The 12240-nt window shown below is 43.0% G+C and carries 7 protein-coding genes; 6 read left to right on the top strand and 1 reads right to left on the bottom strand.

Features of this window, described 5'->3' with window-relative positions:
- Positions 1–357 precede the first annotated feature (357 nt).
- A complete protein-coding gene (locus V7K42_RS03550; protein ID WP_334913594.1) occupies positions 358–3993 on the top strand; it encodes an NB-ARC domain-containing protein in 3636 nt (1211 codons plus the stop codon).
- 32 nt (positions 3994–4025) lie between these two features.
- Positions 4026–4721 carry a response regulator transcription factor gene (locus tag V7K42_RS03545; protein WP_334893996.1) on the top strand — a complete coding sequence of 232 codons (696 nt, stop codon included), beginning with the start codon at positions 4026–4028 and terminating at the stop codon, positions 4719–4721.
- 551 nt (positions 4722–5272) lie between these two features.
- Here the strand turns inward: V7K42_RS03545 and V7K42_RS03540 are convergent.
- Positions 5273–5557 (bottom strand): Npun_R1517 family heterocyst differentiation transcriptional regulator, encoded by a 285-nt coding sequence (locus V7K42_RS03540; RefSeq protein ID WP_334913592.1) that lies wholly within the window; start codon positions 5555–5557, stop codon positions 5273–5275.
- An 894-nt stretch (positions 5558–6451) separates the two neighbouring features.
- Here V7K42_RS03540 and V7K42_RS03535 point away from each other — a divergent pair.
- From V7K42_RS03535 to V7K42_RS03520, 4 genes are all read left to right on the top strand, one after another.
- A complete protein-coding gene (locus V7K42_RS03535) occupies positions 6452–6817 on the top strand; it encodes an NAD(P)H-quinone oxidoreductase subunit M (RefSeq protein WP_334913590.1) in 366 nt (121 codons plus the stop codon).
- Between the two features lie 542 nt (positions 6818–7359).
- Entirely contained in the window at positions 7360–9630 is a 2271-nt protein-coding gene (locus V7K42_RS03530) for a PP2C family protein-serine/threonine phosphatase (RefSeq protein ID WP_334913588.1), read from the top strand.
- 145 nt (positions 9631–9775) lie between these two features.
- Positions 9776–11353, top strand: coding sequence for a CHAT domain-containing protein (locus V7K42_RS03525; protein WP_334913586.1), 1578 nt, complete (start codon positions 9776–9778; stop codon positions 11351–11353).
- 147 nt (positions 11354–11500) lie between these two features.
- Positions 11501–12148, top strand: a complete 648-nt coding sequence (locus tag V7K42_RS03520) for a hypothetical protein (RefSeq protein ID WP_334913584.1) — start codon at positions 11501–11503, stop codon at positions 12146–12148.
- Positions 12149–12240 lie beyond the last annotated feature (92 nt).

The following is a 12240-nucleotide window of genomic DNA, read 5'->3' as shown; positions in this document are numbered from 1 at the left end:
TCCAAAACCCCGATAAATTAAGTGCAATCGCATCCCCATTTCAAACCATTAGTCAGAAGAAACCAGCGAACGAAGAAACATCGTCGCTCACAACTGCTATGGCTCAACTAGATGAAAAATTTATCGCACTCAACACCTTCCGGTGTTTGGGTAAACACTTTACCTGTGTTTAATCATTGGGTAAATTCCTGTACTACAACTGAATCACATCAATACTCTACAGCCTTATATCAACTTTGACGGTCGGAAAAGGTCGGAAAAAGGTCGGGTTTTTTTAGTAGATTTACGTAAACTTTTACGAAAAAATCAAGTTTATCGTGGGAATATTGTAGTTAGCCTGTATTACTACGTGGATAAATGACGGTTGAAGAAGCGATCGCAATCGTTGAGCGATTATTGAAACGAGGACGCTTAACGAGAGCGCAAGAGATTGTATTTCGCTACTCCTGGGAAGGGAAAACTTACCTAGAAATGGCGGGAGAAGTCACTTATGACCCAGGTCATATCAAAGATGTTGGTTCGCAACTATGGCGATCGCTATCTCAAGCTTTAAATGAAAAAGTTACCAAGAATAATCTGCACGGAGTCCTAAACCGAACCGCACACCAGCAGAATGGTGCAAATACCTCCCCAACCTTCACGCCTCAAATCGATTGGGGAGAGGCGATCGACGTTTCCCACTTTTATGGACGGACAACTGAATTAGAAACCTTGAGCCAATGGATTGAGCGCGATCGCTCTCGTGTGGTGACACTACTAGGTATGGGTGGTATGGGTAAAACCGCACTCTCGGTAAAGTTGGCAGAACAATTACAGGGAGAATTTGAGTATGTGATTTGGCGATCGCTCCGACACGCACCTTTTTTTCATGACAAACTGACGGACTGCATCAAAATTCTTTCTAATCAACAGGCGATCGCATTACCTGCTGACCCTTATGAGCAAATTACCTGTTTAATCGAGTCCTTTCGTAAATCTCGTTGTTTGCTGATTTTGGATAACTTTGACACCCTGTTGCAACATGGCAGGCAAACAGGCTGTTACCGAGAAGGCTATGAATCCTACGGTGAACTTTTGTGGCGATTAGGAGAAACTCGGCATCAAAGCTGTGTTTTACTCACCAGTCGGGAAAAACCTGCTCAAGTTGCGGCTTTGGAAGGTGATGGTTTACCAGTTCGTACCCTTGCTCTCTCAGGATTGGAAATCGCAGCAGGAGAAACAATTCTCTCCCTCAAAGGGCTATTAAGTACAGAGAACGAAACCCGCCAACTAATTGACTGTTACCGTGGTAATCCCCTAGCGTTGAAAATTGCTGCAACTTCAATTCGAGACTTGTATGAAGGTAGCATTGTTCGCTTTTTTACCGAAGGGACAACGGTATTTAATGGAATTGGCAATCTCATAGAGCAGCAATTCCAACGACTCTCTGTCTTGGAGCAACAAGTCATGTACTGGCTGGCGATTCACCGGGAAAGCGTTTCTGTGGCAGAATTGCAAACCAATCTTGCAGTACCAGTGTCTAAACCTAAGTTAATAGAAGTGTTGGAGTCTTTATGCTGGCGTAGCTTGATTGAAAGCAACACTGGGGGATTTACACAGCAACCTGTCGTGATGGAATATGTGACAGACTGTTTGATTGAGCAAGGATGTCAGGAAATTGTCACAGAATCGCCGCGATATCTGCTGAGTCATGCCTTGATGAAAGCTCAGGCAAAGGACTATATCCGCGATAGTCAAATTCACCTGATTGTGCGGCCTATCCTGGATCAACTGCAAGTAACCCTTGGCTCTACTCGTCAGCTTGAGCATAAACTTGGCAGACTAATTAATAAATTGCAAGATGAAGCTATAGATACAGTTGGGTATGGTGGTGGCAACCTGCTGAATTTGTTGGCTCAATTAGAAACCAATTTGACTGGGTATGATTTTTCCCGTCTCAACATTCGTCAAGCAGATTTGCAAAGGCGCAGCTCAACCCAGGCATCGCTCAACTTACATCAAGTTAACTTTACCCAAACAACATTTCGAGAGTGTGTATTTGCTGCGACCTTTGGCGGTATTACTAGCGTTGTCTTTAGTCCAGATGGATGTTGTCTTGCTACCAGTGATACCAACGGTGAAATTTATATTTGGGATGCCAACAACGGCAAACAACTCTTTAGCTGTAAAGAACACAACAGTTGGGTGTGGAGTCTTGCCTTTAGTCCTGTGTATCCGGTCTTAGCGAGTTGCGGTCAAGATTACACTATCAAACTTTGGGACACTACCACAGGAAAATATCTGAAAACGCTGTATGGACACACCAGCATCGTCATAGCCCTGGCTTTTAGTCCAGATGGACAAATTTTGGCCAGTGCTAGCGACGATCGCACAGTTAAACTCTGGGATCTAACAACAGCAGAATGCGTGCAAACTCTAGAAGGACATGACTTGTGTGTGTGGAGTGTCGCCTTTCATCCTACAGGAAAAACCCTAGCAACAGGTGGTGAAGATAACACAATCAAGTTGTGGAATCTAGAAACTGGGTGCTGCGTACAAACCCTTAAGGGACATCAGCATTGGGTAAAAGCGATCGCTTTTAGCCCAGAAGGGGAAAGGTTAGTTAGTGGCAGTTTCGATCAAACGGTGAAACTTTGGGATCTGCGGACTGGGGTGTGGATGTGTGCGATGACGTTGCTAGGACATACAGGATTTGTCACATCAGTAGCATTTAACTCCAAAGGGGATCGAGTAGCAACTAGCAGCTATGACCAAACTGTGAAGATTTGGGATATAGATACTGAAAAATGTCTAGATACCCTAAAGGGGCATACAAACCGGATTTGGTCAATTGCTTTTCATCCCCAAGGACACTTAATCGCTAGCGGTGGGGATGACCATGCAGCTAAAGTTTGGGAAGTTTCGACTGGACAGTGTACCAAAACCATACAAGGATACAGAAATGCGATTTATGCGTTAGCTTTGCTCCCCGGAGGTATCGCCCACAGTTGCCAGCAAAACCTTCTTGCTAGCGGACATGAAGACCAGACAATCAAACTCTGGGATGTCAACCTCAATGCCCTGCAACAGTTAAAGCTTGGCCTCCAGCCTTTTCGTGTACTATACGGGCACAGCAATCGGGTCTTTTGTGTTGCATTTAGTCCCAACGGACAATTTCTCGCCAGTGGTAGCGCCGACCAGACTATTAAACTTTGGAGTCCCCATACAGGAAAATGTCTGAATACTTTGCACGGTCACGGGAGTTGGGTCTGGGCAGTTGCTTTCAGTCCAGATAATAACTTACTTGCTAGTGGCAGCCACGACCATACAATCAAAATTTGGGATGTGCATTCTGGGGAATGTTGGCAAACATTGCAGGGGCATCCTGGATCTGTGCTAGCGATCGCTTTTAGCCCTGACGGCAAAACTTTATTCAGTAGTGGCCATGAAAAGATAGTTAAACAGTGGGATGTTGAAACAGGAAAATGTCTAAATACTTGGGAGGCGGACTCCAACCGCGTTTGGGCAATTGCTGTCAGTCCAAATGGTCAATATATTGCTACTGGTGGTGATGAGCAGACAGTCAAACTCTGGGATATTCACACCGGAATTTGTCAGCGAGTATTCCAAGGACATATCGGCCAAATTGTCTGTATCCTCTTCACCGCAGATGGTAGCCGCATGATTAGCAGTAGTAGCGATCGCACCATCAAAATTTGGCATCTAGCTACTGGAGACTGCCTTGCGACACTAGAGAATCATCAAAATTGGGTATGGTCGCTCAGTTTGAGTCACAACGAGCGAATTCTCCTCAGTGGTAGCCAGGATGAAACAATCAATTGCTGGGATCTGACTACAGGGGAATGCTGGACAACTTTACGGTCAGCCCGTCCTTATGAAGGCACGATTATTACAGAAGTTAAAGGGTTGACCGAGGCAGAGATGTCAACTTTAAAAGCTTTGGGGGCGGTAGAGGTGAATTCTGATTGTTCAATGACTGTCAACTTTCGCTAAATTGGAAAAAGGAAAACTTAAGGGAATTTTAAATGTCAGCACAATTGTTACTGGTGGATGATGAACCAGGGATACGGGAAGCCGTGAAAGACTATTTGCAAGAGAGCGGTTTCAGCGTTCAAGTCGCCAGTAACGCCCTCGAAGGTTGGGAATGGATGCAGATGAATACACCGGACTTAGTAATTTCCGATGTGATGATGCCCCAAGTCGATGGCTATCAGTTCCTCAAACAACTGCGAGAAGATCCCCGCTTCCAAGCACTCCCAGTAGTATTTTTAACTGCTAAAGGGATGACAGGCGATCGCATCCAAGGCTATCACGCTGGTGTTGATGCCTATCTACCCAAACCCTTCGATCCAGACGAGTTAGTGGCTATAGTCGAAAATTTACTAGCCCGCCGCGCCGCTAAGGCCGCAAGTACGGGAGATGACTCTGAAACCCCCGATCTTGCTGAACTAGCCAATCAGATTGCCCAAATTAAGGCATTATTAACTCAAAGAAATGCTATTTCCCAATCGCCAGCCCCTTTTAAAATTGATTTGACACCGAGAGAACAAAGTGTTTTAAATTTGGTCGCTGAAGGGTTGATGAACAAAGAAATCGCCCGTCGTTTAGAAACCAGCGTCCGCAATGTAGAAAAATACGTCAGTCGTTTGTTTAGCAAAACTGGCACTAATAGCCGTACAGAGTTAGTTCGTTTTGCTCTAGAACACGGTTTGGCTAAATAGGGATTGGGGATTGGGAATTGCTTATTTTCCTATCCCTGTTCTTGCCATTCCCCATTCCCCATGTCCTCTTATCTTTTGACTTGTGAGTAATTGGTAATAGGTAACTAGTTGCTAAACCATAACCTACTACCAGTGATACATAAAACATAAGTATTTCAGCAAATCAGGCACTTAGCTAAAGCAAAAAGCTAAAAGGAAGGTTATTTATATTTACTTTGGTCTTTTAGGTTTTCATTGGATTTGCGCCTGTTGTCCAATTCCCCATCTGTAAAGACACAGAATTTTGTTATTCCTACAATGTTTTGATAAAAACTCGGTAAAATGCACCCGGCTGAGTTTATTCTCAGATTCTACCAGTACCCTTTGCTACAAAGTTTTTAATAGAGGAGACTGGTCCTGGGACTTTGCGCTGCTAAATAAGACTTTCGTAAAGTAGAAATCACAATATTTTATGAATTCTACTTGCTGATTAGTTTTTATGGCAACGAGGATATAGGATCAACATTTGATTTGATGCTCAATTCATGTTTTTCACTACTTAAATTACACATTTAAACTTGGGTATTTTCAGCAGCATTACGCAAGCGCATAAGCTGACGACGCATTTGAGGTGAAGCTTTAAACTCAGACACTTCCTGGGCTTTAACGGACGCTTGCAGCGTTTCTAGAAAGTCATCAGAACCTTCAGTCAAAGCATCAAGTAGCACCTGTAAGAGTTGCTCGCGATCGCTCAATAGACTCTTTTCCTCAATCAACCGGAATTTAAGATGGATTTCGCACTCATAAACACCTACTTCGAGATTATTTATCTGGCGTGGTAATGCTTTGGAGTTCATAACTATTGAGATTCCTTTACTTGGTTGTCATGAGGGTAAGGAGGTAGATGCCCAGCAAAAATTCTTTATATCCCTTTTAAATCCAAAGTGCTTGAATTAAGAATTTTTCTTCATCAATCACTTTTGCATTCCATTTTCCTCTCCTGTGTTTTTTTTACAAGCTCAATTTTCACTGTCTAGATTTTGATGTTCCTGTACCAGATGTAGCTTATGGTAAGCCATAACTATTATTCAGTTTTTAAGATTCTACACAATAAAGTTTCTGTAAGATGTTGTTCAACCTTTTTAAAGGTTTTTACATCAACTTTATGTTAACGTCAATAAAAGTTTGACTTGCTACTCTAATTTTGGTGTTTATACGTAAGTAAAATCGCTTAATTTTTTGGAACTTATTACAGCCGGAGGTCGATGTAGCGCTATTCAGTAAAATTACTTGATGTACGTTTTTTGCAATAGAAAATCCCCAAGAAATTGGTGAGCGCAATTATTAAGGTAAAGACTTTTGTTCTCTAGAAAAAAAATTACACAGATCGAGTTATTCTTGGTGAGTCCTTTACCCTACTGGCTTTTAGACTTGAGGAATAGGAAAATTTTAGCAGTAGGTAAGATTAGCACATCGCAATAAGTTGTTTATATACTCCAAATGAAAAGATTTTATCAAGTAATTTTTACAGAAAATAATTGGACTACTGTCAGTACTAGCAACTAATTGCGTCTTCAAGTCCTAACAAAAGTAGTAAGTTAATCAGTACAGGTGATATTTTTACTTATGCCCATTCAATATACCCTTTTGAAACTGCCTTCAAAGCTTGTAAATTGAGAGCATTCATAGCTTGAATATAGCGTCTACAATAATTTCAGTGTAATCCACCCAAATCTTACACCCTTTTTTTTATGGATAACCCGATGCTGCTCAAGTCCACAACCCGGCATGTCCGCATTTTTGCAGGCGAAATTGACCGGGATGGCGATCTAGTTCCCAGTCAACAGGTCTTAACGTTAGATATTGACCCAGATAACGAATTTAACTGGAATGAAGATGCGCTGCAAAAAGTTTATCGAAAATTTGATGAACTAGTAGAAGCATCTAGTGGCGAAGACCTCACGGATTATAACTTGCGTCGTGTGGGGTCAGATTTAGAGCATTATCTGCGATCGCTCCTGCAACTCGGCGAAATCAGCTACAATCTCTCTGCCCGCGTTACCAACTACAGTATGGGAGTCCCTCAAATTGCAATTGACGACAAGCAAACGGCCTGAACCCTGCTGACAATTCAGGCGAACTGGAAAAATCTCCGAAAACCTAACTCCTTTCCCGACTAGGGAAAGGAGTAAATTCAAAGTATCTCTCCTGTTAGGAGAGATATTTCGAGGCAGGTTTTCTTGATTCGTCAGGTACTTTTGCCAAAATTGTATTTGCTAGTATTAATTCTTAATTAAAGTTAATTCTTGCTATCTTACTTATAAACTAAATAAATGCCAACATTATCCGCCTCTTAATGATGCGATAATTCAGCAAAAGCTTGGGGCGCAGTTATGCTTGGGTTATGCTTTGGTAACAGGGTTGGAGCTAGTTGCTTTGGCGATGGAGAGTCACAGAGCAATAGAAGCTATGATGAGGCTGTAGAGTTGACTAAGGAGCGGATTTTTTGGATAAGTTAAGTATTAGCACTTGCTGATATTCGCCAGCTAAAATCATCATCTAAAGTCTGGATATGTCAAGTTTAAGAAAGATGAGCGGTCTAGATTGTCCCTACTAATGCTGTTAAAGAAATTGCCAATCGCTGATCGGTGCGAAAACTATGGAAAATGACGCGGCAACGCTCTACTGTCCAAACGAAAATTGTCGGGCTGCCAACCCCCTGACTCACAAGTTTTGCCAGCGATGTTCCACGCCCTTACCCAAAAATTATCTCTGGGCTGTGGTAGATGGCCCAAGTGTGGGTAGCCCTGGAGAAATATTAGCCGATCGCTATTTAGTCATTGATAAATTTGTTCTTTTAGATACGAAACCTGGTTTTATATCACTAACGCCTGAGTTAGAGAATTTACAGCCTCTCAGAGCTTATTTGAGACTCATTCCCTACCGCTTACACGTACCGCAGGTATATGGAGTCCTATTTATCGCTGACGGTTCTTCCCATGAAAGAGAAATATTACTCTTAGAAAAACCGCCACTATTAATAGATGACACAAGCCAAAAAGTGCATTTGGGTAGTGAGTTAACCACCGCTTGGCGTGATGCTACATCGATGCGCCAACTCAATTGGTTATGGCAAATAGCTCATCTGTGGCAACCTCTTGCAAGTGAAGGTGTCGCCTCTAGCTTGCTTGACTCATCTGTATTACGGGTAGAAGGATCCTTAGTCCGGTTGTTGGATTTGCGTTTTGACTCCGAAACATCACCAGAATTGCCCCAATTAGGCGAATTTTGGCAGCAGTTGGTTAGTAGTGCGAAACCAGCCATAGTTGAATTTGTTAATCGCGTTAGCCTTGCCTTAATTCAGGGAGAGATTAACTCAACCGACCAATTAATCGGAGTTTTAGATGGAGGACTGGCTGGGTTAGGGCGATCGCAAACACCCACGATCAAAATTATCACCAAAACCGACACTGGCCCAAGTCGCCAACGCAACGAAGATGCCTGTAGTCCTCCCAGTGGAACAATGGTGAGCAAACCACCCCAGCCAACAGCTTTAGCAATTGTCTGTGATGGCATTGGTGGACACGAAGGTGGTAATGTCGCCTCAAATTTAGCCATTGAAACCATTCAGCAGCAAGTACAGCAACTAACAAAAGTTCCCTACGACCACATAGACCCCTCACTACTGCTAAATGACCTAGAAAAAGCAGTGGCAATTGCCAATGACAAAATTAGTCAGCGCAATGACGGAGAAAATCGCCAAGGACGGCAGCGCATGGGCACGACTTTAGTCATGGCATTACCTGTTGCCCACGAAATGTACATTACCCACGTAGGTGATAGTCGTGCTTACTGGATTACCCGCCAAGGCTGTTATCAAGTCACCCTTGATGATGATGTCGCTTCCCGCGAGGTGCGGCTAGGCTATGCCATTTACCGCGATGCTGTCCAACAAAGTTCTGCTGGCTCTCTTGTGCAGGCTTTGGGCATGGGTTCTAGCACTTCATTACATCCCACATCGACACGGTTTATGCTCGATGAAGATGCAGTTTTTCTCCTCACATCCGATGGTTTGAGTGATTTCGATCGGGTGGAGGAATATTGGGAAACAGAAATATTGCCGATTCTAGCTGGAGAAGCAAATATAGCAAGTGTTGCGGATAGATTAATCGAAATCGCTAATACTAAAAATGGACATGATAATGTCACGATCGCTTTAGTTCATTATCAAGTCCAATATTGGGAACCAGAAATTACCATCAAAGCCTTCATTCCAGAGAGTTATTCTGCCAAAACGGTTGATTTGGCATCCAAGGCGACAGATGTTCCCCTTTTAGGTAGCCCAAACCAGAAAACTCAGGTGATTCCAGACACTAAGCCGGCTAAAACTTCCAGTTTACCGCTACAGTGGATTGTTCCTTTGATATTTGTTGTACTAGCAGGCTGTCTAGGATTGTTCGTAAGGCAACTGCGTGAGCCATCAGGCTCATTGCCAATTTTTGCCAATCCATTAACTCAAAATCCTAGCATCGAAGCGACACCCGAACCGCGATCGCTTGATAACCTTTCTCCAGGTTGGGTAATTAAAGCCAACAATCAAATCCCCTTGAAAAATAACCAATCGCTTCCCCCTGGAACTTTTTTAGAAGTGATCGATACAAATCCAAATCCTAAACCTACTTCGGGAAATTTTGCAGTGTCTATGCGAGTCTGTGCCAATAAAAGCACGCAAACTCCAGTTAATACTAATAAACCAGCAGTAACTACCTCAGTTCCACCCAATTTGAAACCTTTGCCAGAAACAGTATTGCTAGACTTATCCCAACTAAAACGCTTTGGTGTATCTGTTTTACAATCAAATGTACAAAATCCGTGTACAACCGTCACGCAACCGCCAGCGACTCCATCATCTGACACCAGTCCAACTTAATCAAATACTCGATAAACTGGTAAAAACCTGGAATAATAACAGATATAACGAGAGTAAAAAACTTACAAGGTAAAAAATAGAAACCTTTTACCTTGAAGAATTGTTATTTGAAATTATTTGTTTTAGCTTTTAGTTTTATGAATCCATGCCATCCCTGAATTTGGCGATCGCCCGTCTCCTAAACACTGGCACTGACAACTTCGCCATTTGGGTGGTCAAGGCTCCCTATCCGAGTGGCTACGTTTTGCGTGACTCTGTATGGCCTGTTGAACTCAATCAAGTTTGGCAAGAATGGCAACAGATGTTTGCTGGCCATAGTCGTCTAGATATTTCCCCAAACTCCGCATCTCAATCCAACCCATTCCCCATAGATTGGATTTCACCCCCTTCATCTCAGACTACTGGCCCCTACAGCAGTCGTCTGATGCAATACTTGGGAATGAATTTATGGCGCTGGATATTCGACGGGCAAATTCTCGGTAGTCTAGAACGCAGTCGCGGGATTGCTATGGGTGAGCATACACGTTTGCGCTTTCAGCTAGAAATTCGTGACCCGGATCTGATTGCTCTGCCTTGGGAAATTATGCAGCGTGAACCTGGTCAATCGGCGATGTCTCTTTCCCAAGATTTGCTATTTAGTCGTACCAGTAGCGAAGTTGACCCCTTACCCTATTTGCGAACTGACCAGGCTTTAAGTATCTTGCTGGTTTTAGGTCATGATGAAAAGCTGCAACTAGAACAAGAAGCGGCTATTTTACAGCAAAGTCTTGTAGATACACCTGTGGGTGGTAATTCCCAAAGATATGCACCTTGTATAGTAAATCAACTTATACAACCAACTCCACAGGAGTTGATTCAAGAATTAGAAACCAAAGCATACAACGTTTTCTTTTACGCTGGACATGGTTTGCCAGGGCCAGACGGAGGGTTACTATTTTTGCGACCAGACATGCCCTTGAATGGGATAGAATTGGCACAAGTTTTGACCCGTACAGGTGTGAAACTGGCGCTTTTCAACGCCTGTTGGGGCGCACAACCAGCTGCAATCAATCATCAAGCTATACCTGCCAGCAGTTTAGCAGAAGTATTGATTCGTCATGGTGTGCCTGCTGTTTTGGGGATGCGCGATGAAATCGCCGATCGCGAAAGCCACAGTTTTATTCAAGCATTTACCGAAGCTTTGCGATCGCACAAACCAATAGATGAAGCCGTAGCACTAGCTAGGCAAGAGTTATTGACACTGTATAAATTTAATCAACCTGCTTGGACTTTGCCTGTTCTCTACCTGCATCCAGATTTTAATGGCGAACTCATTAAGAATCTAGATGAAGGTATTACTGAACTACCAGATACAGCGATTCCTGATATGGGTTCCCTGCTTCCCACTGCTTCATTGCGATCGCTCATTCCAAAAGGTAAAACCTGGTTACTGCGTTATGGAGTCACTCGCATCGGCCGCACGAAAGACAATGATATTGTCATTCCCGAACCATCTGTATCCAAACGCCACGCTGAAATCTTCTGCCGTAATACTCTTACTGATGCTACATTGGTACGAACTTATTATTTACAAGATTTTTCTACCTACGGGACAACCTGGTTTTTAGGGCCTAATGGCTGGCAACAAATCCTCCGAGAGGAAGTCCCTTTGAAATCGGGAATGCAGTTAAAGTTTGGAAGTGCTAGGGGTGAAACCTGGGAGTTTATTATTGAAGACTCCTAGTGTAGCCACTGCGTAGGTGAATTTTGATGTTGAATATCAGCTTTTAAAATCTATTTTTCCCGAAGAAAAAATCAACTGTTTTTGCGGAAATCTATTTTTAAGGATTGTAGCTGTAAATACCACCAAAGAATCGGGAGACAATAAAAAATGGCTAAAAAAATTAACGGCTCAGACACTTTCTCTTCTTTGCAATCTCAAGTAGATTTAGATTTATTAGAAGCGCTACTAGAACCAGACGATGCTACCTATCCCTGGAACCCAGCTGATGAGGAATCAGAAGCTTATTTTCAGGAATTAGAACAACAATTCGGAATGCAAGATTTACTCGAGGAAGAACTGACGACGCGATCGCAAGATTTTTATAGCAATCTAGATACACTTTGGTCTAATGTCTCCCTCGCCTCAAGCCATCCTCATCACCCTCAACAGGCATTAGTGCTGAATCTTCAAGAAACACTCCGTACTACTTTTGCCGCCTGTGTCCCCCAAACATTGCTCAATACCATCGCCCAGAAAGCTGCTGAAATTTTTGCTGCCCAGCAATCAATGGGTGAACAACTAGTTGAGTGTGTTCAAACAGTACTACCAACTTGGGGAACAGAGGATCTTTTAGTCTTAGCTCGTCCTTTTGCCTACGCTATGCGGAGTAGCGAATCGAAAAACGCGGCATCTGCTATCAGTAGTCTTAATAATAACGAATGGACAGCTTTATCAGAAGTAGAGAAAGCAAAGGTTAGTTTAGCGATCGCTTTTTATGCTTTTACTCAACTCAACCAGTCTCAGTCTGAACTATAAACTAGGGGACAGGTGACAGTTAATAGCTAACGGGCAATAGAAAAAGTAGATAAAGCTAAAATTTTCATTATGCGCTGTTTTGGCGTAGCCCG

This window comes from Nostoc sp. (assembly GCF_036917455.1).
GTDB lineage: Bacteria > Cyanobacteriota > Cyanobacteriia > Cyanobacteriales > Nostocaceae > Nostoc.
This window is presented reverse-complemented; position numbering and strand designations above follow the sequence as displayed.